The organism is Geothrix campi, from assembly GCF_024609265.1.
In the GTDB taxonomy this organism is placed as follows: Bacteria; Acidobacteriota; Holophagae; order Holophagales; family Holophagaceae; genus Geothrix; species Geothrix campi.
Window position 1 is genome coordinate 289,019 of sequence record NZ_JANHMP010000001.1, and the last position, 24,917, is coordinate 313,935.

Below are 24,917 nucleotides of genomic sequence, written 5' to 3' on the forward strand. Positions count from 1 at the left end.
CATGTCCAGGCTCTACTTCGATGCCAACGCCACCACGCCGCCCCATCCCGAGGTGGTGGAAACGGTGCGGCGCGCCATGGTGGAGGACTGGGCCAACCCCACCAGCACGCACCGGGAAGGCCAGCGGGCGCGGTTCCGCATCGAAGAGGCCCGGCGCGAGATCGCGGCCTTTTTGAAGGTGGCCCCGGGCGAACTGGTCTTCTGCGCCAGCGCCACGGAAGCTCTCCACCTGCTCATCCGCGGCCTCCATCCGGCCCTGGGTAGCCGGCCCGCGGCGGTATTCCCCGGGGAGCACAGCGCCTGCCTGAATCCCCTGCGGGACTGGCTGCACGTGAGCTGGCTGCCGGAGGTGCCCGAGGACTGCGCCACGGTGGTGCAGATGGCCGCCAGCAACGAAACGGGGATTCTCTACGGGATGCCCCCGGCGCTGGACGCCGTCCGCATCAAGGCTGGCGAACTCGTCCGCATCAAGGATTGCTGCCAAGCCTGGGGCAAGGTGCCCGTGGACCTGGCGGATTGCGATGCCGCCGTGTTCAGCGGTCACAAGATGGGGGGGCCCCGGGGTGCTGCCCTGCTGTGGCTGCGGCCAGGCCTGCCCTGGGAGCCCATCATGGAAGGCCCCCAGGAGCGCCGCCGCCGAGGCGGCACGGAGGACCTGCCCGCCATCCTGGGGTTGGCCACCGCCGTGCGGCACTTGACGGAGCGTCAAGCCATGAACGCCGCGTTGGCATCGGTTCGCGATGCCTTCGAGGCGGAAATCACCTCCTGGGGGCGCGACATCGAAATCATCGGCCAGGGTTCGCCCCGCCTGCCGAATACAAGCTGCGTCCTGTTCCGGGGCCGAAATGGCGAGGCATTGCAGGTGGCTCTGGACCTGGCCGGTTTCGCCGTGAGCACGGGTAGTGCCTGCCACAGCGGAGCGGTGAAGCCCAGCCATGCAATCTTGACCTTGGGGTATAGTTCGGACGACGCGCGGTCGGTGCTTCGCTTCTCGATGCTCCCGGACGCACGGCCCGACGAGGTGGAGGCCCTGGCGGCGGCCATCCGGCGGTTGACATGAGCCCCTAGCAAGGCCCTCGGGCGCGGAGCGAGCATGATCGAGCAGACCCTCTTCTTCTTCGCGCAGAACCCGCTCCTGATGCTCTTCGCCGTGGTGGCCCTGGGCTACCCCATCAGCAAGCTCCGCATCGCCGGCGCCTCCTTCGGTATCGCCAGCATCCTCTTCGCGGGCATCGCCCTGGGGGCGCTGGTCATGGCCCCCGGGCTGGACGCCGGCCTCAAGAAGGACATCTCCAAGGAGATGAAGCTGGTCTACGAGCTGGGCCTGGCGGTGTTCGTCTACGCCATGGGCCTGTCCATCTCGCACAGCTTCTGGGCCGCCTTCAGCCGGGAGGGCATCAAGAAGAACGCGGTGGTCTTCCTGGTGATGATCGCCTCCACGTGCTTCGTGGTCCTGCTGGCGCGGACGATGGGCTTCAACGCCCGCTACGCGGCGGGCCTGCTCACGGGCAGCTTCACCAACATGCCGGCCCTGGCCGGTGTCATCGAGCGCGTGAAGTCCATGGGCGCCGGGCCCGTGGAGCTGGCGCAGCCCACCGTGGCTTCCGCCATCGCCTATCCCATCGGCGTGCTGGTGCCCATGCTGATCATCCTGGTCAGTTCGAAAGTCTTCCGCGTGAACCTGCGGGAGGAGGCGGACGGCCTCAAGGACTACCAGACGGGCCACCACAAGCTGGAAGTCTGGACGGTGCGGGTGACGAAGGCCGAGGCGGAGGCCATGAGCAAGCGCGACCTGTGTCGCGCGGGGCGGCTCCACGTGGTCTTCGGCCGGGTGTTGCGCAAGGCGGAGCTGCTGTTGCCGGGCCCGGAGTTCCGCCTGAAGCTGGAGGACCTGGTGACGGTGGTGGGCTCGCCCGACGATCTGATCCAGGTCGAAGCGATGATCGGCGAGCGCAGCCACGTGGAGCTGGATCGGGACCAGAGCGCCCTGGACGCCACGCGGATCTTCGTCTCGCGCTGGGATGTGGTGGGCGTGCCCCTCGGCAAGCTCGACCTCGCGAACCAGCACCAGGCCATCATCACGCGGGTGCGTCGCGGCGACCTCTGGTTCGTGCCGGACGGGGACACGGTGCTGGAACTGGGCGACCGGGTGCGGGTCACCACCCGCCGGGACAACATCGAAGCCATCGAGGCGTTCTTCGGAGACAGCTACCGCGCCATCAGCGAGGTGAGCTTCCTCACCTTTGCCATGGGCTTGGCCGCGGGCTTGGCGCTCGGGCAGTTGCCCATCCCCCTGGGCCACGGGATCATCTTCAAGCTGGGCTTCGCGGGCGGGCCGCTGGCCGTGGCGCTGATCCTCGGGCGCTTCCATCGCATCGGGCCGCTGGTCTGGAACTTCCCCTACAGCGCCAACCACACGGTCCGCCAGTTCGGCTTGGTGCTGTTCGCCGCGGGCATCGGGGTGATCTCTGGCGAGGGCTTCCGGGCCATCGTCTCCCAGAACGCGGGAGTCCTGCCCCTCTTCCTCGGGGCGGCGCTCCTGGTCTGCTTCGTGGCGGATTCGCTGACCATGCTGCTGGGCCACAAGCTGTTCGGCATCCCGCTCAACATCATGTTCGGCATCCTGGCCGGCACCCACACCCAGCCCGTGGTGCTGGGCTACGCCAGCCACCACACGGGCAACGAGCTGCCCAACATGGGTTTCGCCACGGTCTATCCGCTGGCGACCATCCTCAAGATCGTCCTGGCCCAGGTGCTGCTGGCGATGATCCGATAACTCAGTGGGCGGGTACCAGCGCCGGCACGGGCCTTCCGTCCGGGGCTTGGGCCCACCGGATGCCGAGCCACGAGGCGGCCGTGGGGGCGATATCCCAGGCGGGGACGTCCGCCAGGGGGCCCTGGCCCGCGCCCAGGACCACCAGCCAGGACCGCATGGGAGCGGACTCTGGGGCGTAGGCGTGGGCGCCGGCGCGGCCATGGCGTTCGGCATCGTCCTCCCGGCTGCTGCGGGCCTGGGAGAGCCAGGTCCCGAGCGGCGCCAGGACCACGATGTCCCCCACTCGGGGGCTGCCGCCCAGGTGGTAGCGGACGGGCACCTTGGCGCGGGTCCAGGCCTGGAGCCCCGCCTTCCGCAGTCGCGCCAGGGCGCGGGCCTGATCCTGGGGCTGACGCAGGTAGACATAGGCGCTGCCACCGTGGGTGATCAGGTCCACGGGGATGCCATCGAGGATCGTGGGGAGGTGGATCCGGCGCTTCATGGGGACCATGCCGTGATCCGCTGTAAGGATCACCCGGAGGCCTGGATGGGCAGCCAGCATGCGGGCCAGCCAGGGGGCGAGCTCCGCGTCGAGGGCGCGCAACTTGGCCAGAGCCTCGGGGCTGGCGGGACCATGGAGATGGCCTTCCTCGTCGGTACCCGACAGGTAGGCCATGACCAGGCGGGCCCCATCAGCCAGGGCCGACTCACAGAAGGCCAAACCTTCCGCGTCAGGCACACCGGGCCGGAAGGCCCTGATGCGCCAGGGCATGACGCCCTCCCAGGGGCCGTTGGCGCCGACCCAGTGGAAGACAGCCGTGCGGGCGCCGCTCCGGGTGGCGGCCACCCACAGTGGCTCGCGCTGGATGTCCTCCACCCGGTTGGCGGCCGGAACCCGCTGCCGGTCCTCCGGGCGGAGGTAGCCGTTGGCCACGACGCCGTGATGTTCGGGCCAGCAACCCGTGGCCAGCGTCACATGGCCGTTGAACGTGGTGGCGGGGAAGGGGGGGCGCACCGCGGCGCGGCGGCCCCGTTCCGCCAGGGCCCAGAGCCCGGGCATGGTGTCGGGGCGGAACTGGTCAGCGCCCAGGCCATCCTCGCTGATGAGCAGCACGGGACCCGCGGCGGCTTCCGGTGGATCGCCGGCCCGGGCCGGGAAGAAGGCGAGCAGGACGGCAAGCAGGGCGGAGCGGCGCATCCTTCCAGCCTATCAAGCTAATCTGAAGCCATGAACACGCCCCGCTGGCCCTACCCCCTGCTCCGCCTGAAGCCCGGCAAGGAGGTGATGCTTTCCAAGCGTCACCCGTGGGTGTTCTCCGGGGCCCTGGCGCGGCCCTCGGAAGCCCATCTGGTGCGGCTGGCCGATGATTCAGGCCAAGTTCTGGGTGTGGGGACGGCCAGCCCCACGAATCCCCTCGCGGCCCGTATCTTCCGGTTCGAGGACGCGCCCCTGGACGAGGCCTTCTTCCGGGCACGCTTCGAGTCCGCCCTGGCCCTGCGCAAGGCGCTGGGCCTGTGGGACCCCGAAGGCGGCTGCCGCTGGATCTTCGGCGAGGGCGACGGTCTGCCGGGCCTGGTGGTGGACCGCTACGCCCAGGCCCTGGTGCTCCAGGTGGGCACGGCGGGGCTGGAGATCCTGCGGGACCTCTGGTGGCCCATCCTCTTCGAGATCGGCAAGCGCGAGGGCATCACGGCCTTCGTGGAGCGCAGCCAGTCCGGCCGCCGGGAGGAAGGCCTCGATCCAGTGAATCGGCTGCTGAAAGGGAGCCTCGCCGGGCCGGTGACGGTGCAGGAGGGGGCCGCTCGGCTCGGTGTGGACCTGCTGCGGGGCCAGAAGACGGGCTTCTTCCTGGACCAGCGGGCCCACCGGCTGCAGGTGGGCGCCCACGCTGAGGGCTGCCGGGTGCTCAACACCTTCGGCTACACCGGTGGCTTCAGCATCCACGCGGGACTGGGCGGCGCCACGGAGGTGGCGACCCTCGACATCAGCGCCCCGGCCCTGGACCAGGCGGAGCGCGACTGGGCCGCCAGCGGCCTGGATCCAGCCGCGCACCTCCGGATGGAAGGCGACGCTTTCGAGCTGATGCGCCAGCTGGAGCCCATGGGTTGGGACCGCGTCATCGTGGATCCGCCGGCCTTCGCCAAGCAGCGCAAGGACGTGGACAAGGCCTTCAAGGCCTACAAGGACGTGTTCCGGCTGGGGGCCCGCGCCACGGCGCCCGGTGGCATGCTGTGGGTCTTCTCCTGCAGCCAGCACCTGGACCGCACGCGGTTCCAGGAGGCCGTGTGGACGGCGTTGCTCGAAGCGGGCCGCGAGGCGCGCGTGCTGGCCCACCTCGGTCAACCCGCGGACCACCCTTACTCGCTGAACCATCCCGAGGGGTTCTACCTCAAGGGGCTGTGGTTGAGCCTGGAGTAGGTGATTCCACCAATGCATCGCATCGTTGAACTCGTGGAGGAAGTTAGGGCTCGTTATCCAGAAGACGGGTTCTTTTCTAAATTTGAATCATCCTGCCGAGTGAACCGGCTCAAACGAGAGTTCTATCTTGCCTATGAGAACGCATTGATTGAGCTAGACGGATTGGCCTGGGAGACGCTGAAAGAAAAATCGCTCCGGCATTTCAAGAATCACCGCGACGGTCAGTTGAAGACTGGATTCTTTGCCCAACTCAATGAGGCGTTCGCGTACCGGTACCTTGTCTCTCATGGGTTCTCAAATGTGACGTTCCTGCCTGAAGGAAAGACGAAGCAGCCAGACCTCAGATTCAAGGCTCAATCAAACGTTGGTTTCTGCGAAGTGAAGTCGATCGGGATTTCTGATGAAGAGATAAGCCGAAGAAGTTCACATGAATGTATTGATGGATCCATTTACGCAAGGCTGAGTTCTGGGTTCCTCAGCAAATTGGAAGACAAGATCAAGACCGCTAAGGAACAGCTTGGAGGCTTGTCAGACCAAAACATTGTTTATGTCATGGTCGAGTTCGATGACTTCACCCACGACTACCTTGCCGAGTACCGGGAGCAGCTCGAGCATTTCATTGCGGCTTATCCACCCGCCAGCGTGATCCTTCAAATGGGACTGTTGGGGGACACCGTTAGCCGTTAGCCCAGCCGCTCCACGGCCTCGTCCACGCCCTTGGCATGCAGGGCGCCGAGCTTCAGATCCAGCAGGTGGCTCAGCTTCACGTTGCCCATGGCGCCGAGCATGGAGGCCTTGAGGCGCGGGATGCTGCCTTCCATGGACGCGATGAGTTCCTTCACCTGCTTGCGGCGGCTCTCCAGGCTGGAGCAGCCGCAGAGGGGACAGCCGCAGGGCACGATGGGGAAGCCCCGCAGCCAGGCGTAGCGCTGAAGGTCCTTCTCCTCGCAGGTGCCCAGGGGGCGGATGACGGTATTGGCCCCGTCGTCGCTCACCAGGCGAAGGGGCATGGTGCTCAAGCGGCCTTCGAAGAAGAGGTTGATGAGCAGCGTTTCGATCAGGTCGTCCAGGTGATGGCCCAGGGCGATCTTCGTGTGGCCGTGCTGCTTGGCGAAGGAGTAGAGCACGCCGCGCCGCAGCCGCGAACAGATGATGCAGGGCAGTTCCTCGGGCTTGGCGCGCACCATCTTGTCAATGGGGGCGGGGATGATGTGGTGGGGCACACCGAGACGCTCGCAGGTCTCGGCGATGGGATCGGGATTGAATTGCGGGAACCCGGGGTCGACGGTGACGGCCTCGACCTGGAAGGTCACGGGCGCGCGCTTGCGCAGCCGCTCCAGCACATCCAGGAGGACCCAGGAATCCTTGCCGCCGCTCACGGCCACCAGGATGCGGTCGCCCTCTTCGATCAGCTGGTAGGCCGCGTTAGTCTCACCCACGCGGCGGGCGAGCTTCTTCTCCAGCTGGGGCAAGGTCTTGAGCTCAGCTTCGCTGGGCGGCAGAGCCAGGCTGGGAAGGGCGCAGGGATTGCTCACGGTCCTACATCACGCCGCAGGCTTTGCGCTCGCCCCGGACGATCTGGCCCTGGACGTCCTTCACGTACTCGGGGCAGGTGCAGTCGGGGCAAGTGTTGCTGGCGGTCTCCGAGCACAGATCCGCGAAGGTCACTTTCTCCATGAAGGCGGAGATGTGGTCTGAGAGGCGGTTCCAGAGCATGAGGCTCATGCGCTCATCGGCCATGAGGGCCTGATTCGCGGCCTTGGGATCTTCCTTGGCCACGGCATAGAAGCTGCTGTCCGTCAGGCGGAGCACCTCGCCCACGCTCACCTGGTTGCAGGGCCGAGTGAGGATGTAACCGCCCTTGGGGCCGCGCACGCTGGCCACGACACCAGCCTTCTTGAGCTTGTTGAAGATCTGCTCGAGGAAGGGGAGGGAGAGTTTCTGGCGCTCGGCGATGACGTGCAGGGGCACCGGCTGACCATGGCTGTGGTGGGCCAGGTCGAACAGGGCCTGCATGCTGTACCTGCCTCGGGCCGAGATCTTCACGAAAGCTGCTCCAGGTTCCAGGCTAGTATTCCTGAGTGATTGAGTCAAGTTTATCGCAAAGCTAGACTGGAGTCCGGAGAATCCCATGAAAGCTGTCTTTCTGGCCCTCGGAACCTTGGGATTGCAGGCGGAGCCGCCCGCGATCCAGCCCCCGATTCCGGCTACTGTGCCGGGGAGCCTGCCCAGCGATGCCAAGGACCACCAGCCGCTGCTGCTGGGACCGACGACCGCCAAGGCCATCCTGGCCCACCGGGCGATCTTCCAGGAGAACCTGGCCAGGACCCAGCTGCCGGCTGAGCTGAAGACTCGGTGGAAGGCCGTGAGCCGGCCCCTGACCCTGGTGGCGGTCTTCGGGTCCTGGTGCGGCGATAGCCAATACCAGCTGCCGGACCTGCTGGCTCTGGAAGCAGATCCCAACTCCTTCATCGAGGTCCACTACCTGGGTGTCGATCGGGATAAACAGCTCGCCGAGGCCGCGTGGCCCAAAGGGTGCCCTCCCCAGGCGGTGGTCCGGGTCCCGACCTTCTACCTGTTCGCCACCCAGCCGGGGGGCGAGCAGAAGTTGGTGGGAACCGTGGTGGAGAACCCGCCGCGGGCGGATCAGCGCATGGCTGAGGCCTTGGTGGAACTGGTGGAGATCGCCCCCCGGCAGCCCTGAGGTGCACCGGATTTCAGGCTCCCGGCCAGGCCGCCGATGAGGGAGCACCATGCGCTGGCATTCCCTTCTCCTGATCACCTGCCTTTTCTGCGGACTGGGCGCCGTTGAACCCATCCGGGTGGCGGTGGATGGCTGGACAACGCTGAACCCCCTCCTCATGACCCGGGACACGGATGGCGAGGCCGTGGACCTCGTCTTCGACCGCCTGGTGACCATGGACGCCGAAGGGACTTTCATCCCCGGCCTGCTGCAGGGCTGGACGGTCCTCAAAGGGGGGCGAGAAATCCTTCTGGAACTCCGTCCCGGCATGACCTGGCACGATGGCACCCCCATCGAGGCCGAGGATCTGGTCTTCACCTGGAAGGCCCTGCGGTTGCCCCAGGTCCGGGCCATCGCGGACACGGCCGGAGGTGTGGCCTCCCTGGACAGCCTGGTGGCCGAAGGGCCCCTCCGGGTGCGGATCCGTCTGTCCCGGCCCCGGGGGACCCTGCTGTCCGACCTCTACAACTTCATTCCCGTGCCCCGCCGCCATTACCAGCTTGGCGCGAAGCCCCAGTCGGCCCCTGTCAACTTCCAGCCCGTGGGTTCGGGTCCTTACCGGCTCGTCGGCCGGGCCACCACCACTCACCTGAGTTTGGAGCTCTGGCCCGGCTACAAGGGGGCCCATCCCGGCACCTGGCCTGCGTTTGAATTCTTGGATTCCACGAACGAGAAGAACTTGGTCCAGGCCCTCCTGAGCCACCGGTACCACTACGCCCTGGTGGGGGGCCTGCCGCACTACCTCATCCGGAAAGGGGCCCAGGGTGGGGGCCGCCTCCAGGCGTTCTCGGTCCCCCAGGCGGCCTTCGGGGCCTTCTTCCTCAACTGCGACCCCAAGCTGAGCCTGCTGGGTGATCCGGCTTTGCGCCAGGCCCTGGCGGAGCTGGTGCCCTGGCAGGAACTGGCCCGGGCGCGGCGCTTCTTCCCCGCCCGGTTGGCGTCCGCCTTCTGGCCACCGGAGAATTGGGCCCACGACGATACTCCGCGGCCCCTGCCGCAAGTCGGGCGCGCCGAGGCGATCCTGGATGCGGCCGGCTGGCGGATGGGCAGCGACGGGCTCCGCCATGACGGCCAGGGCCGCCCTTTGTCCCTGGTGGCCTACGAGCAGAACACGGCCGTCAGCCGGAGCACGGCCCGCCTGCTCTCAGAACAGGCCGCGAAGGTGGGTATGCATATCGAGGTCCGGCGTCTGACCTTTGAAGCCCTCACGGAGAAATCAACCAACCATGATGGGGATATCTGGTCCTACGGTTGGACGACGTCACTGGATCCCGACGTGGACGCTCCCCTGTTCACCAGCGAGGGCTATCGCACCAAGGCGAACGTGAGCAGCTACCTGAATCCGGAGGTGGATCGCCTGTTCGAGGAGGGCCGCTACACCCTGGACCGGTTGGCCCGCCGGAAGATCTACCTGAAGCTCTCCGAGATCATCTGGCGCGATAAGCCTGTGATCCCCCTCAACTACATCCTGGTGCGGGTGCTGGCGGACGCGCGACTGCGCGGCGTGTCCTTCAACGTGTTGGGGCAGGCCTACGGCTTCTGGCCCGGCAAGCGGGGCTGGAGGTTGGAGCAGTAGAAGCGGGCCAGGACCTTGTTCAGAGCCGGTCGAAGTGGATGACTTCCACCTTGCCTGGTTTCCCCTTGGGAGCGTCCTCGCGCTCGCGCTCGGGGCGTGGTTCGCGATGGGACTTCTGTTCGGGCCGGGCTTCGGATTTCGTTTCCGCATGGTGCCTGGGCTCGTGCCGGCGGGGCTCGGACTCGGGTCGGGGCTCGGGTCGAGGCGCAGGCTTGGGCGCGGGGGCATTGGCCTGCCGTTCCCGTCCCGCCCACACGGCGCCCACCTGCTTGATGCGATCCACCAGCCGGGCGGGTTCCAGCACCTGGATGCCGTCGCCGAACTGCATGGCCCAGCGGGCGATGGCCCGCAGATCCGTGGCGGTGAAAGTGACGAGGGCCTGGCCGTCACCCAGTTCTTCCAGCTTGAAGTGGGGGAAGGCGGGGGGTGCCTGCTTCACGGCGAAGACCCACTGCTTGAGCAGGGTGGCCTTCACGGTGATGGGCTCGCCACCCAACCAGCCGCCGATCTGGTTGGCGGGGGTGCCTTCGGGGTAGGGGCCCTGGGCCGCGCGGCCCACGCCTTCCACCTCGTTCACTTCGGCCAGGAAGTCCACCCGGTGGTGGCGCTCGGCGTTGTAACGGCGATCCCAGCCCCAGACGAACCAGGCCTGGCTGAGAGCGTCGAAGGTGAGCTGCCGGGGTTCGAAGGTGCGGGGCGCGTTGGCGTCGGCGTCGGCGAAGATGAATTCCACGGCGCGGCCTTCGCGGATCGCGGCGAGGAGCGCCTCCACCAGGACAGGCGAGGTTGAGGGGGCGGCGGCCTTCCTCACGGCGGGCTTTGGAGCCGGCGCAACGGGGGCGATGGCTTCCGGAACTTCCGGAGCCGCTTCAACGACCTTGGGGGTCTTGGCCTTCAGGGCGGATTTGCTGGCCGGCTTGGCCTTGGGCTCCGGGGCCTCGACCTTACTGGGGGCCGCCTTCTTCACGGGGGCGACCTTGGCCTTGGCGGCGGGTTTCTCCACCTCGGCAGTGGTGCTGGTGGGCTTCTTGCGGGGGGTCTTGGTCACGGCCATGGGTCTGTGGCTCCTGGCTCATCATCGCCCATTCCGCCACGGATGGTCCATGCCCAATTCGATGGCCGCCGCCCCCGCCACCTGCGGCCATGCTGGAGGGATGGGCCATCGCAACCTCCGCTTCGCCGCCGTCATGGGACTCCACACGTTCATTTCCGCGGGCACGTACCTCCTCGGGAAGACGGCCGCCGATGCGATCCCGACCTTGGCCCTCGGCCTGCTGCGCTTTCTCATCGCCGGCGCCGGCTTCCTCATCCTGGCGCGGCTGCGGCATCTGGAGCTGTGGGCGGTCGCCCGCACGGAATGGCGGACCTACTTGTGGGCGGGGTTCCTGGGGGTGACCTTGAACCAGCTCGCCTTCCTCGGCGGATTGTCCTTCACGCTGCCTTCCCACGCGGCCCTGCTCTACGCGCTGACGCCCACCGTGGTGCTGCTCCTGGCCTGGGCCCGAGGGCAGGAGCGACCCGGCCCGCGGAAGCTGGGTGGTCTGGCGCTGGCCTTCTCCGGCGTGCTGGTGCTCTTCTCGGGCAAAGCGGGCGGCGTCCTGCCGCCCCGGTGGCTCCTCGGTGATCTCCTGGTCCTGGTGGCGGTCATCGCCTGGGCCGGGTACACCGTCATGAGCCGGCCGCTGGTGCAGAAGCACGGGGCCCAGCGGGCCACCACGCTGTCCATCCTGTTCGGCCTCGCGATGTTCGCGCCCCTGGGCGCCCTGGGCCTGCCGAAGCTGGCGGTGGCCACGGTTCCGCCCATGGCCTGGGTGGGACTGGTCTACCTCGGCCTGATGACGAGCGTGGTGTCCTACCTGCTCTGGTTCCACGCCCTTTCCACCAAGGAGCCAAGCCGGGTGGCCATCGCCACCAACGGCCAGCCCGTGGCGACGGCGATCCTGGCCTGGATTTTCTATGGGCAGGCCATCACTCCGGTCTTCGCGGTGGGCGCGGTCCTGGTACTCGGGGGCGTTCTGCTCACGCAGCTGTGAGGACTTTCAGCTGTCGGCGCTTGGCGGTCCACTGCGCGGATGTATCTGGTCGTAGAGGGTGCGTAGCCTGGCCTGGTGGACGTGGGTGTAGATCTCGCGACCCATCCAGAGCGAATCACGATCGGGGGTGGAGCTGATCGTAGAGTGCCCTCAGCCTGGTCTGATGGACATGGGTGTAGATCTGGGTCGTGCTGATGTCGGCGTGGCCCAGCATGGCCTGGACGGACCGCAGGTCGGCGCCGTGATCCAGCAGATGGGTGGCGAACGCGTGTCGCAGCACATGGGGGCTCACCGCCTCGGGGCGGAGGCCCGCCGTGCGCGCGTAGCCCTTCAGCAGGCGCCAGAGATGCTGCCGCGTGAGACCCTCGCCGCGCTGGCCCACGAAGAGTTCACCGCCCCTTGGCTTGAACCCGGGTCGCAGGGCCAGCCAGGCGCGGATCCATCGCTCGGCGCCGGTGCCGAAGGGAATGAGCCGTTCTTTACGTCCCTTGCCCATGACCTTGAGGAAGCCTTCATCCAGGAACACAGACAGGGCTGGAAGCCCCGCCAGCTCGGACACGCGCAGCCCTGAGGCGTAGAGCAGCTCCAGCCAGGCGCGATCCCGTACGCCAAGCGGCGTGGCCGTATCCGGAGCCTCCAACAGGGCCTCCACCTGGCTTTCACCCAGCGTGCGGGGCAGAATCCGGGGCGGGCGGGGCGGCTTCACCACGGCCTCCGGGCCGGCACCATCGCCGCCTTCCATGCGCAAGAAAGACAGAAAGCCACGCAGGCTGGAGCTGAGCCGGGCCAAGCTGCGGGGGGCCTTTCCCTCCGATTGCTGAGCCACGAGGAAAGCGGTGAGGTGGTCGCGGGAGAGGTCAGTGGCGGGTAGATCCCGGGCGCAGGCCCAGACAGCCAGGTGGTTCAGGTCGGAAAGGTAGCCGGAGGCGGTGTGGGGCGAGAGCCCCCGCTCCACTGCCAGGAAAGTTCGGAACTCCCGGAGGCTGGCGCCCCAGCCGAGGGGCCAGCCATGCTCGGGTTCCTCGTGGGTTCTGGGGCGGGGCATGGGTCCATCCTCCACGGCCGGAGCATGAGCGCAATCCTTCATGTCATAAGGAAGTGGGGGGCTCCTTTACCCGGGGTTTGGACATCGGGACGGGGGTATGTTAGGGTTTCCAGGTTCGTTTGGAGGAGCCCACGATGGCTGATGTGCGTAAGAAGGTCATTGCAATCATTGCTGAGCAGCTGGCCAAACCCGAAGATTCCATCTCCGAATCCAGCCACTTCGTGGACGACCTCGGCGCCGACAGCCTCGACACCGTCGAGATCATCATGGCCATCGAAGAGGCCTTCAGCCTCGAGATCCCCGAGAGCGAGCAGGAGAAGATCCGCACGGTGGGCGATGCCATCGCCTACATTGAGAAGCACGCGAAGGCTTGATCCATCGCGATCGTAACGTGCCGCAGCGCCCCTCACGGCCCTGCGGCACGTTTGTTTTCCGTTCTACGAGGTGAATCCATGACCAGGACCGTTCAGCGCCGCCGCGTCGTCATCACCGGCATGGGGACCATCAATCCCTGCGGCCTCACCGTGCCCGAGACCTGGAACAACCTGCTGGCGGGGAAAAGCGGCATCGGCCCCATCGACCGCTTCGACGTCACGGATTTCGCCTGCAAGATCGCGGGCCAGGTGAAGGGCTTCAACCCCGATCCGTTCATCGACAAGAAGGAACAGAAGAAGATGGACATCTTCATCCAGTACGCCCTGGGCGCGGCCCATGAGGCGTGGGTGGATGCCGGTCTCGACCAGGTGCAGCTCACCAAGGCCGAGCGGGAGGTGTTCGGGGTCTACATCGGCAGCGGCATCGGCGGCCTCAGCACCATCTGGGACGAGGCCAACGGCTATCGCGGGCCCCGTCGCACGAGCCCCTTCTTCATCCCCAGCCTCATCGTGAACATGGCCAGCGGCCAGGCCAGCATCAAGTATGGCCTGCAGGGCCCCAACAGCGCCGTGGCCACCGCCTGCGCTACGGGAGCCCACGCCATCGGCGACGCGGCCCGTCTCATCGCCTTCGGCTATGCGGATCGCATGATGGCCGGCGGCAGCGATTCGGTCGTCAACCAGCTGGGTGTGGGCGGCTTCGCCGCCATGCGGGCCCTCAGCACCCGCAATGACGAGCCCGAGCGCGCTTCCCGGCCCTTCGATGTGGATCGCGACGGCTTCGTTATGGCCGAGGGCGCCGGCATCGTCATCCTTGAAGAGTATGAGCTGGCCAAGGCCCGCGGCGCCAAGATCTACGCCGAGGTCGCCGGCTACGGCATGAGCGGCGACGCCAACCACATCACCACCCCCGCCCCCGAGGGCGAGGGCGGCCAGCGCGTCATGCGCGCCGCCATCAAGGACGCGGACATCGCGCCCGAGGAGGTGGGTTACGTGAACATGCACGGCACCAGCACCCCCGTGGGTGACAAGCTGGAGTGCATGGCCATCCAGAAGGTCTTCGGCGACCATGCGAAGAAGATCAAGGTGAGCAGCACCAAGTCCATGCACGGACATCTCCTGGGCGCCGCCGGCGGCCTGGAGACCATCGTGGCCGTCATGGCCGTGAAGACCGGGAAGATCCCCCCCACCATCAACGTGGACAACCAGGATCCCGAGTGCGACCTGGACGTGACCGCCAACGTGGCCGGCACCCTGGATTCCGAATACGTGATGAACAACGGCTTCGGCTTCGGCGGCACCAATGGCTGTCTGGTGCTGCGCAAAGTCTGAACGGCAAGCCAATCCACGGCGAAGACCGAGACCAGAGCGGACAGTAACACTCCCAGAAAAAAGAAGATGTGAGTCGAGATCGCGGAGGAAGAAGGTCTGCCTTTTCTCCGCTTTCTCCGCGACTCTCCGCGTGAGTGGTTGTTCTTTCTTTTTTTCTTCGCGTCTTTGTGGTTTTCTTTTCTCCCATGGCCAAGGCAATCCCCTTCAAGCTCGTGTCGCCCTACTCACCCGCCGGAGACCAGCCGGAGGCCATCGCGCAGCTGGTGGCGGGGCTGGAACGCGGGGAGCATGCCCAGACGCTTCTGGGTGTGACAGGCTCCGGCAAGACCTACACCATGGCCTCGACCATCGCCCGGGCCGGCCGCCCGGCGCTCATCTTCGCGCCCAACAAGACACTGGCAGCGCAGCTCTTCAGCGAGTTCAAGCAGTTCTTCCCCGAGAACGCCGTCGAGTACTTCGTCAGCTACTACGACTACTACCAGCCTGAAGCCTACGTGCCCGAGCGGGACCTGTTCATCGACAAGGACGCGAAGGTCAACGAGGAGCTGGAGAAGCTGCGCCTCAGCGCCACCCGCTGTCTGCTGGAGCGCCGCGACACCATCGTGGTGGCTTCGGTCAGCTGCATCTACGGCCTGGGCGACCCCAGCTCGTACCTGAACCTTTCGGTGACGCTCAAGACGGGACAATCCATCGACCGGGCCATGCTGTTGCGGGACCTGGTGGCCATCCAGTACCAGCGCAACCACCTCAGCTTCGAGCCCGGCATCTTCCGGGTGCGGGGTGACGTGGTGGAGGTCTACCCGGCCTACGAGGACGTGGCCTACCGCATCGAGCTGTGGGGCGACGAGGTGGAGCGCCTCTCGAAGGTCGATCCCCTGCGGGGCGTGGTGATCGAGAAGCTGGACGAGCTCACCATCTGGCCCAAGACCCACTACGTGACGCCCGAGGACAAGCTCAAGGCGGCCATCCGCGCCATCAAGGATGAGCTTGAGGCGCGGGAGGACGAGTTCCGGGCCGCGGGCAAGATCGTGGAACTGCAGCGCCTCCACCAGCGTGTCATCTACGACGTGGAGATGATGAAGGAGATGGGCTACTGCAGCGGTATCGAGAATTACAGCCGGTTTCTCGATGGCCGTGAACCGGGTCAGCCGCCCCACACGCTGCTGGACTACTTCCCCGAGGACTTCATCGTCTTCATGGACGAAAGCCACGTGGCCACGGGTCAGCTCCACGGAATGTACAACGGTGACCGTTCGAGGAAAACAACGCTGGTGGATTACGGGTTTCGGCTGCCTTCCGCCCTTGATAACCGTCCTCTCAAATTCGAAGAATTTGAGAGCCGAGTCAAACAAGTCGTCTACGTCTCCGCCACTCCCGGCGACTACGAGCTGCAGCAGAGCGGCGGGGCCTTCGTGGAGCAGGTGGTGCGCCCCACGGGGCTGGTGGATCCCATCGTCGAGGTGCGCCCGGTGGGCACGCAGGTGGACGATCTGCTGGAGGAGATCCGGAAGACCGTCGCCCGGGACGAGCGGGTGCTGGTGACGGTGCTCACCAAGAAGCTGGCGGAACAGCTCACGGCCTACTATCAGGAGCTGGGCATCAAGGCCGAGTACCTGCACAGCGAGATCGACACCCTGGAGCGGGTGGAGCTGCTCAAGAACCTGCGCCGGGGCGTGTTCGACGTCCTGGTCGGCATCAACCTGCTGCGGGAGGGGCTGGACCTGCCGGAAGTGAGCCTGGTGGCCATCCTGGACGCGGACAAGGAAGGGTTCCTCCGCAACAACCGCAGCCTCATCCAGACCATCGGCCGCGCCGCCCGCCACGTGAACGGCCGGGCCATCCTCTACGCCGACGTGATGACGGGGTCGATGAAGCAGGCCATCGGCGAGACCGAGCGCCGACGCAACAAGCAGCTGGCCCACAACGCCGAGTTCGGCATCACTCCCGAGACCGTGAAGCGCAACCTGGACGATGTCATGGGCGAGGCCCTGGCCCGGGAGTTCATCAACGTCACCAAGGAGGAGCGGGCCGCCGAAGAGCCGCTGCTCTACCTGGAGGACAAGGCCTTCGAGCGCGAGGTCGCCAAGCTCGAGAAGCGCATGAAGGACCTCGCCTCCCAGATGAAATTCGAAGATGCGGCGGCCCTGCGCGACCGGATCCTCCACGCCCGACGGGAACGGTTGTTGTCCACTGGGGATTCACCACTCGTGCTGGCCTCGGGGCCTGTGCTGGAATGACCTGGCCATGCTGAAGCCTTTGCTGCCCTGGTTCTCTGCCGCCTTTCTGGCTGTCGGCCTGCCCTGGTGGATGGCCCCCTACAACCGCTTCTCCTTCTCGCACCCCTTGTCGATCCTCGGCTTCCTGGTCTTCGTGTGCCTCGCGACCTGGGCGGCAGGTGGGACATCCCTCGGACTGCGGCGTGCCACGCTGGCAGTGGGTGCTGCCGTTCCCTGCGCCGTGATGGCCCGGGTGGTTGTGGACGTCGCAAAGGATCCCACTTCCCATAACTTGTGGCCCTTCGAGGTGATTCTCATGGGCGTCATGGGGTTCGGGATCGCCTTTGTGGCGGGGCTGCTGGGGCGGCTGTTCAGGCGGGTGCTGGCGCCGAATTAGGCGGGGATGCTACTTCGCATACTGGCCGATCACCTTCTCGATGGCGGCCCGGCAGGCGGCGCAGAAGCCCACGTCATCGCGCGTGAACATGAGGCAGTCCTCCTGGCTACGGAAGTAGCCTCTCGCCTCGTAGTTGGCGCCCTCGAAGGCGCCCACCTTGCCGCTATGGGCGTCGGTGCCGAGCAGTTTGGTCTCGTAGACCTTCTCCCGGGCGAAGAGGGCGTCCATCTCGACTTCAGGCTTGTTGGCGGCGCGGATGGCGCGGCGCTCCCTCTGGTAGGCGTGGCTGTGGGCCTCGAACTCGTCCTTCTTCCAGGGGGTGGGCAGGGGCACGCTGGGGGTAAGCAGATTCGCCCATTTCGGATGCTTCGGGTCCGCCGTGGCATTGGGTTCCCAGGGCTCGGGACGCGAATGGCTGTTGGTGACGGCCACGTCGGAAGTGTAGTACTCGTCCGCCAGCCCCGCGAAGTGGTGGCCGAACTCGTGGACGAAGAGGTAGCCGATGGTGCTGTTCCCCGCGGAGGCCGTGCTGTAGAGGTTGTGGATGCCGCCGCCACCGTAGGTCTCGGCGTTCACCAGGATCTCCACGAACTCATAGGGGGCCTGGGCCGCGATATCCCGCCAGGCGCGGTTGTCAAAGGTCAGGACATACCGCTCGCTGCCGAAGGCATCATAGGTGGCGCCCAGGGGCGTGCGCTTGTGGACACCCGTGGAAGGCCGCGAGATGCCGCTCTCCACCGCGGGCGGGCAGAGCGCCCACACGTTGAAGTCCTGCCGGTGCTCCTTGAACGGGGTCTGCTGGAAGAGCAGTTCCATCACCTTGCGGGCCTGTTGTTCGAACTTGCCGCGCTCCGCGGCGGTGTACCCATCGCCCAGGATGAGGAAGTCCACCTTCCCGGCCGGGTCGCCGGTCTTCTGGAGGGCGATGAGCCCGCCGGCGTCCGGCGCCGGGGCGCGCTCGATGAGGGGATCCTTGGGATCGAGGTCGAAGGTCCAGAGGGTCTTGAAGGCGTTCCGCTCATCGCGCTTCTTTACCTGAATGCGCACGGGCGCATCCGGCTGGGGGAAGCGCAGGGATTCGGAAAAGCTGCGGCTCAGGGCCTTGGCCTCGTCCGTGGTTTCCCACTCGCCGTAGATGCTGGCGAAGCCCCGCGAATAGAGGAGCTTCCCGGTGGCCTTGTCCGCCACTTCGAAGCAGTACTTCCCAAGGTTGCTGGTATCCACGGCCTTGGCGGGATCCCCGGGCCAGGGCAGGGGCTCCAGCACCACGCGGTCCACACCGAACCGCTCGGAGGCGGCATCTCCGGTATGCCCGTAGTCCACCCGCATCGTGCGGGGCGGAGCGGCCAGGCAGGCCAAGGTGGCGAGGGAGAGCAGCAGGGAGCGGAGCATGGGACACCTCGCCATCCAAGATAGACTGGTCCCACGGAGTTACGATGCTCACCTCGAAACAGCGCCAGTTCCTCAAGGCCCAGGCCCACAAACTCAAGCCCGTCATGCACGTGGGGAAGGGCGGCGTGACGCCCGCCCAGGCTGCCGAGCTGGATGTGATGATGGACAGCCTCGAGCTGGTGAAGATCAAGGTCAACCAGAACAGCTTCGAGGATGAGGCCACCGCTGCCGCCGCCCTCTGCGCCGCCGTGCCAGGCCTGGAACATGTCTGGACCATCGGTCACACCATGCTGTTCTTCCGGCCCAGCCGCAACCGTGACACACGGTATCCTTTGCCTGCCTGATTAAAGCGCGGGACGTTACGTCCCGAGGAACCGGGGAAAGGAGTCCCGATGCCCTATCTGTCATGGATGGAGGGGAGCCAGCCCCGCCGGCATGCCGTGGTGGAGGACCCGTGCGTTCTGGGTTCCGACCCGTCGGCCTGCGCCGTGGCAGGGCCTGCCAAGGAGGCCGTGTCGCCCGTGCATGCCGCCATCAGCCGGGTCGGAGGGGGATGGCTGGTGAAGGATCTGGAATCGGCCCAGGGCACAATCTTGAACGGCCTTCCCGTGAACCCACCACTGGGGCACCCCTTGCTGGATGGAGATGAGTTGGTGCTGGGTACCTGGCGTCTGTCGTTCACGGCAGGCTTCCCGGGGCTGGATGGAACCACTTTCGTGGAACGGGTCGGGGACCTCTTCGATGAGCTGCGGGTCTATCCGGAGCGGACCTTCCTCCTTGAGCTGCAACAGCTGTACGGTGCCACCGAAAGGCTCCTGGAAGAGGTGGATTCGGAGGCCTTGGAAAGGACCATCCTGGAGGAATGCCTGCGCTTGATGGCCGGCGACCGCGGTTGCTTCGTCAGACGGCAGGAGCCTGACAGCTGGCACCCGATCCACCAGATAGGGCTGGCCGGGGAGGGGTCGGGGCCGTCGCGGGCCGTGCTCGACTATGTGACCCAGGAACAAACGGCGATCCTCTCCAACCACCCCGAGACGGATCCAAGGTTCGAGGGTGGGGCGACCCCGGAGGTGAACCGCAGGCCCCTGCTGTGCGCCCCCCTGGCCGACGGGAGTGATTTGGCTGGTGCCATCTACCTTGAGCGGGAAGCGGAGGGACGGCCTTTCAGCCGCCTCGACCTGGCGACCCTCCAGGCTTTCGTGCGCCGGGGCTCCCTGGTCCTCCGTCAGGCCAGACTGGGCCGGGCCCTGCACCAGGCCGACCAGCAGAGAGGCCAGGCCCTGGCCACGGAGCGTCTGGAATCCTTCCGCCAGATGGCGGGAACCCTCAAACACGAGATCAACAACCCCTTGGCGGTCATTTCCATGCAGGTGGAAATGCTCCAGCGGAAGTACCCGGAGGAGGCCCGATTGGCCAAAATCGGGGAGATGGCCGACCGCATCAAGATCCTGCTTCAGGGGCTCCAGCAGATGCGGGAGACCCCCACGGAAGGCTACGCAGATGGATCGAGCATTCTGAAGCTCGGGTAGGGGGCTTCAGTCCTCGGCGGTCAGCCAGCGGATACCCCGCTCGCTCAGAAGCGCCTGGACGGGCCAGTCGTGAGGGGCGATGGGCACGGGCAGGTGCATCTGGGCCTCGAAGCCGACGCCGACGGTGAGGACCTCCTCCGGCAGCTTGGCGAGGAGGGCGTCGTAGAAACCACGGCCATAGCCAATGCGGTAACCCCCGTCGTCGAAGGCGAGGCCCGGCACCAGCAGCAGTTGCACAGGCGGAAGGAAGTGCTGGGCCAAGGCGGGCTCCAGGAGCCCCCAGTGACCCTTCTCCAGGGGCTCCGTGCCCCAGGCCAGCCGTGGCGGCTGGGTGGAGGCCACCCGCGGAAAGAACCAGAGCCAGTCTGGATGGGCTGCCACGGCGGGTCGGAGATCGATCTCCGCGCCAAAGGGCCAGAAGGCCCCGATGCGCGTGAAGTGGCGATCACGGCAGAGGCGGTCGAGGTGCGCCCCGATGGCCTTCGACCACTCGGTACGATCGCCAACGGGAAGGGCCTCCCGGCGGGCCTTCAGTTGGGCGCGGAGCTCGGCCTTGGTGTCCATGACTTCACCTCAGCAGGGGCGCCGGGCCCGCGTCAACGGAGTATCCTCGCACCTGGAGTGACACCATGAACGCCCGTACCCTGCTGCTGATCCTCGCTGGCTGCCTGATTCTCAGCGCCCCCCGGTCGGCGCGGGCGCAGAGCGGGGCCCAGCCGGAGACACCCACCACCCAGCTGGTGCAGTCCGTTCCCGCGGAGACTGACCTCGCCGACCCCTCGCTGACCTTCGCCAAGGATGCCTGGGTGGCCATGATCCATGGCGCGAAGGTGAGCGTGGACGCCGCGGAATTCTATGTCACCAACCGGCCCGGCAGCGCCCTGGAGCCGGTGCTGGCCGAGCTGGAGAAGGCCGGGGCCCGCGGTGTGAAGGTGCGCGTCCTGCTCTCGGCCAAGATGCTGGACCAGGACCCCGCCTCCGTGGCGCGCCTCCGCCGCGTTCCTGGCGCCGAGGTGCGGAGCTTCGATCTCTCGACAGTCTCAAAGGGCATCCTCCACGCCAAGTACTTCGTGGTGGATGGCCGGGAGGCGGCCCTGGGCAGCCAGAATTTCGACTGGCGGGCGCTGGAGCACATCCACGAGCTGGGGGTGCGAACCACGGATCCACGGATCGTCGTCCGGCTGGCCGAGCTGTTCGCCATCGACTGGGCCTTCGCCGGAAGCGGCAAGCTGCCTAGCCTGCCGGGGCGGCCAACTCCGGTCCTGCGGCCGGACGTCGAGCTGGTGGCCAGCCCGCCCTTTCTGACCCCCAAGGACATCCGCCCCGCCATCAACGCCCTGGTGGAACTGATCGGCCAGGCCAAGGAGAGCGTCCGCGTGCAGCTGCTGACCTACTCACCCGTGGCGGGCCAGGACCGCTTCTGGCCGGTGCTGGACAATGCGCTCCGCGCCGCCGCGGTGCGGGGAGTGAGCGTGCGCCTGCTGGTGTCCGACTGGGTGCTGGGAGGCAGGGCCCTCCCTCATCTGAAGTCGCTCACGCTGATCCCCAATATCGAGGTGAAGGTGGTCGCCATCCCCGAAGCGAAGGAAGGCCACATCCCGTATGCCCGCACAGTCCACAGCAAGTACCTCGTAGTGGACCGGACGCATCTGGCCCTGGGGACAAGCAACTGGGAGGAGAGTTACTTCACGGACTCGCGGAATATCGAACTGATCTTCCGCGACTCGCCCATGGCCGCCCAGGCCGCCCGCATCCATGACCGCCTGTGGAGCAGCCGCTACGCCTTCGTGCTGGACCCCGCCAAGGCCTACCAGAAGCGAAAGGTCGACTAGGCCGTGGCGTAGGTGTTGTAGAGGTTGTCTCGCTCCAGGGCTTCGAAACCGGCCTCTTCGATGAGGCGGATCAGCTCATCCCGCTTCAACCCCTGCGGGGTCTTGGCCCCGGCGTCGTGGGCGATCTCCTCGGCGATGACGGTGCCATCCACGTCGTCCGCCCCGTAGCTGAGGCCCGCCTGGGCCAGGCCCGGGGAGATCATCACCCAGTAGGCCTTGATGTGCGGGATGTTGTCGAGCAGCAGTCGGGCCACGGCGATCTCGCGCAGATCCTGGGTCCCCGTGGTCTCGTGGATCACGTGGGTGGCGCTCAGCTCGTTGTCCTCGTTCTGGTAGGCCAGAGGGATGAAGGCCAGGAAGCCCTGGTAGCCCGCGGCCTGGGAGCGGTCCTGCAGGTCCCGCAGGCGCAACAGGTGGTCCACCCGATGGCGGGCCTCCTCGATGTGGCCGTAGAGCATGGTGCAGTTCGTCGGCAGGCCCTTGCGGTGGCACAGCTCGGCGGTATCCAGCCAGACCTGGGCGTCCTTCTTGCCGATGCAGATCTTCTCGCGCAGGGCCTCGTCGAAGATCTCCGCGCCGCCGCCCGGGCAGCTCTCGAGGCCCGCCGCCATGCAGCGGTCCAGGAAGGCCTCGGTGGACAGGCCCGAGATGCGGGCGTAGTAGTCCATCTCGATCATGGTGAAGACCTTGAGGTGGATCGACGGGAAGCGCGCCTTGATCTTCTGGAACAGGTCCTCGAAGTAGTCGATCTTCAACTTCGGATTGTGGCCGGAGGTCATGTGCAGCTCGCGGACGCCCAGGTTCTCGGGCTTTTCCAGCTCCGCAATGATCTGCTCGGCCGAGAGGGCGTAGGCCCGGGGATCGCCGGGCTTGGCCTGGAAGGCGCAGAACTGGCAATGGGTGAAGCAGACATTGGTGTAGGACAGCCGGCGGCTCATCACGTAGTAGGCGGCACGGCCGTTCTTCTGCAGCCGCACATGGTGCGCCATGGCGCCGATGCCCGTGAGGTCGGGGCTTTCATACAGCAGCAGGCCATCGTCGAAGCTCAGGCGTTCGCCCCGGAGCACTTTATCCGCCAGGGGCAGCAGACGCGGATCGCGGATTTTCGATTGCAGTGACAACATCGATACCTCGAACCCCCAGTGTAGCGCCGCCCTGCCGGGACTCCGAGGTCCCGTTTCAGAACTCCTTCGCCACCAATCCCTGGTGGATCCGGGTGATGAGCGCCGGACCTTCGAAGATCAACGCGCTGTAGATCTGGGCGAGGGCGGCGCCATCGTCGAGGGCACCCTGGATATCCTCCGCCGAACCCAGGCCGCCGCAGGCCACCAGGGGCAGGCGGCCGCGCAGGCTAGCCAGGATGCGGCGCCGGACTTCGCGGGCCTTGGCCTTCAGGGGCGCGCCGCTGAGGCCGCCTGCGCCCTTGGCTACCACCCGGGTACGCAGGGGTTCGGCCACCACGCCGCGGTCCAGGGTGGTGTTGGTGGCGATGAGGCCGGAGATGCCTGCAGTCACGGCCACCTCCACGATGGCGTCGAGATCTTCCGGAGCCAGGTCGGGGGCCAGTTTGAGCAACAGGGGTTGCCGCTCCAGACCCATCTCCTTCCGCACCTCCAGCATGCCCACCAGCAGGGGCTTCAGGGCCTCGGGGGCCTGGAGGTTGCGCAGGCCCGGCGTGTTGGGGCTGCTCACGTTGAGGGCGACGTAGTCCACCTGCGGTGCGATGAGGCGGTAGGCGGCGCGGTAGTCATCCAGGGCCTGGGCCTCGGGTGTTTCTTTGTTCTTGCCCAGGTTGCCACCCACGATGAGGCCCGCCGGCCGATTCCGGAGCCGCGCCGCCACCACCTCGGCGCCTTCGCTGTTGAAGCCCATGCGGTTGAGGATCAGGCCCGCCTCCGGAAAGCGGAACAGCCGTGGTTTCGGATTGCCGGGTTGGGGGCGCGGCGTGACCGTGCCGATCTCCACATGGCCGAAGCCGAGGCTCTGCCAGAGGGGCAGCAGCGTCGCTCCCTTGTCCAGGCCCGCGGCGAGCCCGAGGGGCGTGGGGAAGTCCAACCCGAGGATCGTCCTGCGGAGGGCATCTGGGTGCTGAGGTTGCGGCAGGTGCGGCCAGGAGCAGACGCGCTCCCCCAGCCAGAAGGCCAGGTTGTGGGCGGTTTCGGGGTCGAGGCGGAAGAGCAGGGGCCGCAGGGCGGCGTACAGATCCATCACTTCACCGTGACGGTGGCCGTGGCCGAGGTCTCCGGGAAATCCTCACGCTTGACCTGAACGTGGTAGGTGCCGGCCGCGGCGGGGGCTGTGTAGAGGCCGGTGCCATCGATGGTGCCCCCCTCGGGTTCCACCACCCGCCAGGTCACAGGCTGGCGCATGTAGCGCATGCCCTCAGGGTAGTTGATCTCCGCCTGGAAGGCCTGGGTGGCGCCCTTGGTTAGGCTGAGGGCCACAGGGCGGAGATTCAGAAAGGGCTTGAAGGGTTCGGCAGGTTTGGCGGGCACGGCATCCCCCGGGGCGCTACAGGCGAGGACCAGCAGAAGGGCGGTGAAGGGCAGGGAACGCTTCAGCATGGGAACCTCACACACCAGTCATTTCGGTTACGTGATCCATCACGAGCGGAGGTTCGGTCCGGGCCTGGACTTCCTCACGGGTGACGCCGGGGGCCACTTCGATCAGCCGCAGACCTTCCCGCCCCGGCACCACGTCGATGACGGCCAGATCGGTGATGATGCGATGCACGCAGCGCTGGCCGGTGAGGGGCAGGTTGCACTTGCGGAGGATCTTGAACTCGCCGTCCTTGCTGGTGTGGTCCATGACCACTACCACACGCTTCGCCGCCGCCACCAGGTCCATGGCGCCGCCCATGCCCTTGACCATCTTGCCGGGGATCATCCAGTTGGCGAGGTTGCCCTCCATGTCCACCTGCATGGCGCCCAGGATGCTGAGGTCGATCTTGCCGCCGCGGATCATGGCGAAGCTGTCCGCACTGTTGAAGAAGCTGGCGCCCGGGGCCGTCGTCACCGTCTGCTTGCCGGCGTTGATGAGATCCGCGTCCACCTCCTCCGGCGTGGGGAAGGGGCCGATGCCCAGCAGGCCGTTTTCGCTCTGGAGGATGACCTCCATGCCCTCAGGAATCGCATTGGCGATGAGGGTGGGGATGCCGATGCCGAGGTTGACGTAGTACCCGTCGCGCAGCTCCTGCGCCGCGCGGCGAACCAGTTGATCGCGGGACAACGCCATTCGCACCTCGATAGGGGCACCCAGGATAGCGCAGGCGGTC

Annotated in this window: 25 protein-coding genes; 14 read left to right on the forward strand and 11 right to left on the reverse strand. The window is 66.7% G+C overall.

Translation table 11 applies throughout. The features are described from left to right. The first annotated feature begins 1 nt into the window (after position 1). Positions 2-1,060 carry a cysteine desulfurase family protein gene (locus tag NOV65_RS01465; protein WP_257303594.1) on the forward strand — a complete coding sequence of 353 codons (1,059 nt, stop codon included), beginning with the start codon at positions 2-4 and terminating at the stop codon, positions 1,058-1,060. A gap of 33 nt (positions 1,061-1,093) precedes the next feature. Beyond that, positions 1,094-2,776, forward strand: coding sequence for an aspartate:alanine exchanger family transporter (locus NOV65_RS01470; RefSeq protein ID WP_257303596.1), 1,683 nt, complete (start codon positions 1,094-1,096; stop codon positions 2,774-2,776). 1 nt (position 2,777) lies between these two features. Here the strand turns inward: NOV65_RS01470 and NOV65_RS01475 are convergent, their stop codons facing one another. Beyond that, complete coding sequence (locus NOV65_RS01475; RefSeq protein ID WP_257303598.1) at positions 2,778-3,953, reverse strand: alkaline phosphatase family protein; 1,176 nt, start codon at positions 3,951-3,953, stop codon at positions 2,778-2,780. Positions 3,954-3,983: 30 nt separating this feature from the next. On the opposite strand from NOV65_RS01475, the gene NOV65_RS01480 reads away from it, so the two are divergent. Beyond that, positions 3,984-5,174, forward strand: a complete 1,191-nt coding sequence (locus NOV65_RS01480; RefSeq protein ID WP_257303601.1) for a class I SAM-dependent rRNA methyltransferase — start codon at positions 3,984-3,986, stop codon at positions 5,172-5,174. 12 nt (positions 5,175-5,186) lie between these two features. Continuing rightward, the gene (locus tag NOV65_RS01485; protein ID WP_257303603.1) at positions 5,187-5,861 is read left to right on the forward strand and encodes a hypothetical protein; all 675 of its coding nucleotides are present in this window, start codon (positions 5,187-5,189) and stop codon (positions 5,859-5,861) included. On the opposite strand, the gene ttcA is transcribed toward NOV65_RS01485, so the two are convergent. Next, positions 5,858-6,709 (reverse strand): tRNA 2-thiocytidine(32) synthetase TtcA, encoded by an 852-nt coding sequence (gene ttcA, locus NOV65_RS01490; RefSeq protein ID WP_257303605.1) that lies wholly within the window; start codon positions 6,707-6,709, stop codon positions 5,858-5,860. The genes NOV65_RS01485 and ttcA overlap by 4 nt on opposite strands. A 4-nt stretch (positions 6,710-6,713) precedes the next feature. After that, positions 6,714-7,220: an Rrf2 family transcriptional regulator gene (locus NOV65_RS01495; protein WP_257303607.1), complete on the reverse strand. Its 507-nt coding sequence runs from the start codon at positions 7,218-7,220 to the stop codon at positions 6,714-6,716. A gap of 85 nt (positions 7,221-7,305) precedes the next feature. Between NOV65_RS01495 and NOV65_RS01500 the strand changes: the two genes are divergently transcribed. Next, positions 7,306-7,878: a thioredoxin family protein gene (locus NOV65_RS01500; protein ID WP_257303608.1), complete on the forward strand. Its 573-nt coding sequence runs from the start codon at positions 7,306-7,308 to the stop codon at positions 7,876-7,878. Positions 7,879-7,927: 49 nt separating this feature from the next. Then, a complete protein-coding gene (locus NOV65_RS01505; RefSeq protein ID WP_257303610.1) occupies positions 7,928-9,493 on the forward strand; it encodes an ABC transporter substrate-binding protein in 1,566 nt (521 codons plus the stop codon). 19 nt (positions 9,494-9,512) lie between these two features. Here the strand turns inward: NOV65_RS01505 and NOV65_RS01510 are convergent, their stop codons facing one another. Beyond that, positions 9,513-10,547 (reverse strand): helix-turn-helix transcriptional regulator, encoded by a 1,035-nt coding sequence (locus NOV65_RS01510; RefSeq protein ID WP_257303611.1) that lies wholly within the window; start codon positions 10,545-10,547, stop codon positions 9,513-9,515. A 49-nt stretch (positions 10,548-10,596) separates the two neighbouring features. Here NOV65_RS01510 and NOV65_RS01515 point away from each other — a divergent pair, with 49 nt between their 5' ends. Then, a complete protein-coding gene (locus tag NOV65_RS01515) occupies positions 10,597-11,526 on the forward strand; it encodes a DMT family transporter (RefSeq protein WP_257303613.1) in 930 nt (309 codons plus the stop codon). A gap of 115 nt (positions 11,527-11,641) precedes the next feature. Here the strand turns inward: NOV65_RS01515 and NOV65_RS01520 are convergent, their stop codons facing one another. Then, the gene (locus tag NOV65_RS01520) at positions 11,642-12,571 is read right to left on the reverse strand and encodes a site-specific tyrosine recombinase XerD (protein WP_257303614.1); all 930 of its coding nucleotides are present in this window, start codon (positions 12,569-12,571) and stop codon (positions 11,642-11,644) included. Between the two features lie 134 nt (positions 12,572-12,705). Between NOV65_RS01520 and acpP the strand changes: the two genes are divergently transcribed. The 4 genes from acpP to NOV65_RS01540 all read left to right on the forward strand — a co-directional run bounded on the left by acpP (position 12,706) and on the right by NOV65_RS01540 (position 16,890). Beyond that, positions 12,706-12,945 carry an acyl carrier protein gene (gene acpP / locus NOV65_RS01525; RefSeq protein ID WP_243288255.1) on the forward strand — a complete coding sequence of 80 codons (240 nt, stop codon included), beginning with the start codon at positions 12,706-12,708 and terminating at the stop codon, positions 12,943-12,945. Positions 12,946-13,023: 78 nt separating this feature from the next. Then, positions 13,024-14,277, forward strand: a complete 1,254-nt coding sequence (fabF, locus tag NOV65_RS01530) for a beta-ketoacyl-ACP synthase II (protein ID WP_257303618.1) — start codon at positions 13,024-13,026, stop codon at positions 14,275-14,277. A gap of 185 nt (positions 14,278-14,462) precedes the next feature. Beyond that, positions 14,463-16,514, forward strand: a complete 2,052-nt coding sequence (gene uvrB / locus NOV65_RS01535; RefSeq protein ID WP_257303619.1) for an excinuclease ABC subunit UvrB — start codon at positions 14,463-14,465, stop codon at positions 16,512-16,514. A 7-nt stretch (positions 16,515-16,521) separates the two neighbouring features. Continuing rightward, complete coding sequence (locus NOV65_RS01540; RefSeq protein WP_257303622.1) at positions 16,522-16,890, forward strand: hypothetical protein; 369 nt, start codon at positions 16,522-16,524, stop codon at positions 16,888-16,890. Positions 16,891-16,899: 9 nt separating this feature from the next. On the opposite strand, the gene NOV65_RS01545 is transcribed toward NOV65_RS01540, so the two are convergent. Then, on the reverse strand, positions 16,900-18,282 hold the full coding sequence (locus NOV65_RS01545) for an IgA Peptidase M64 (protein WP_257303624.1): 1,383 nt from the start codon (positions 18,280-18,282) through the stop codon (positions 16,900-16,902). A gap of 44 nt (positions 18,283-18,326) precedes the next feature. Here NOV65_RS01545 and NOV65_RS01550 point away from each other — a divergent pair, with 44 nt between their 5' ends. After that, positions 18,327-18,626 carry a YhbY family RNA-binding protein gene (locus tag NOV65_RS01550; RefSeq protein WP_257303626.1) on the forward strand — a complete coding sequence of 100 codons (300 nt, stop codon included), beginning with the start codon at positions 18,327-18,329 and terminating at the stop codon, positions 18,624-18,626. A 48-nt stretch (positions 18,627-18,674) separates the two neighbouring features. Beyond that, complete coding sequence (locus NOV65_RS01555; protein ID WP_257303628.1) at positions 18,675-19,811, forward strand: FHA domain-containing protein; 1,137 nt, start codon at positions 18,675-18,677, stop codon at positions 19,809-19,811. A 6-nt stretch (positions 19,812-19,817) separates the two neighbouring features. Here NOV65_RS01555 and NOV65_RS01560 read toward each other — a convergent pair whose 3' ends face one another. Next, positions 19,818-20,375, reverse strand: coding sequence for a 5-formyltetrahydrofolate cyclo-ligase (locus NOV65_RS01560; protein ID WP_257303630.1), 558 nt, complete (start codon positions 20,373-20,375; stop codon positions 19,818-19,820). Positions 20,376-20,440: 65 nt separating this feature from the next. Here NOV65_RS01560 and NOV65_RS01565 point away from each other — a divergent pair, with 65 nt between their 5' ends. Beyond that, positions 20,441-21,643, forward strand: coding sequence for a phospholipase D-like domain-containing protein (locus NOV65_RS01565; RefSeq protein WP_257303632.1), 1,203 nt, complete (start codon positions 20,441-20,443; stop codon positions 21,641-21,643). Here NOV65_RS01565 and mqnE read toward each other — a convergent pair. The 4 genes from mqnE to NOV65_RS01585 are packed head-to-tail and all read right to left on the reverse strand — an operon-like array spanning position 21,640 to position 24,877. Further along, positions 21,640-22,767, reverse strand: a complete 1,128-nt coding sequence (gene mqnE, locus NOV65_RS01570) for an aminofutalosine synthase MqnE (protein ID WP_257303633.1) — start codon at positions 22,765-22,767, stop codon at positions 21,640-21,642. The genes NOV65_RS01565 and mqnE overlap by 4 nt on opposite strands. 55 nt (positions 22,768-22,822) lie before the next feature. Next, entirely contained in the window at positions 22,823-23,851 is a 1,029-nt protein-coding gene (locus NOV65_RS01575) for a quinone-dependent dihydroorotate dehydrogenase (protein WP_257303635.1), read from the reverse strand. Beyond that, complete coding sequence (locus tag NOV65_RS01580; RefSeq protein ID WP_257303636.1) at positions 23,851-24,207, reverse strand: Ig-like domain-containing protein; 357 nt, start codon at positions 24,205-24,207, stop codon at positions 23,851-23,853. The genes NOV65_RS01575 and NOV65_RS01580 overlap by 1 nt, the downstream gene beginning before the upstream one ends. A gap of 7 nt (positions 24,208-24,214) precedes the next feature. Next, complete coding sequence (locus tag NOV65_RS01585; RefSeq protein ID WP_257303638.1) at positions 24,215-24,877, reverse strand: 3-oxoacid CoA-transferase subunit B; 663 nt, start codon at positions 24,875-24,877, stop codon at positions 24,215-24,217. Between the last annotated feature and the right edge of the window lie 40 nt (positions 24,878-24,917).